Here is a 265-nt window from a genome sequence, read left to right as displayed (position 1 = left end):
TAGTACTTTTATTTACTGTAACTTAGTTAAGTGAATAAGGGCGCACGGTGGATGCCTTGGCACTAGGAGCCGATGAAGGACGGGACTAACACCGATATGCCTCGGGGAGTTGTAAGTAAACTTTGATCCGGGGATTTCCGAATGGGGGAACCCGCTGTTCGTAATGGGACAGTACATGCATCTGAATACATAGGGTGTATGAGGCAGACCCGGGGAACTGAAACATCTAAGTACCCGGAGGAAGAGAAAGAAAAATCGATTTCCT

At 47.2% G+C, this 265-nt stretch carries 1 rRNA gene; it reads left to right on the top strand.

The features are described 5' to 3' along the window. Positions 1–24: 24 nt before the first annotated feature. Positions 25–265: ribosomal RNA gene (locus tag ACHABU_RS20760) — 23S ribosomal RNA — on the top strand; the annotation flags it as partial.

The organism is Oceanobacillus sp. CF4.6 (assembly GCF_051262635.1).
Taxonomy (GTDB): domain Bacteria; phylum Bacillota; class Bacilli; order Bacillales; family Amphibacillaceae; genus Oceanobacillus.
This window is presented reverse-complemented; position numbering and strand designations above follow the sequence as displayed.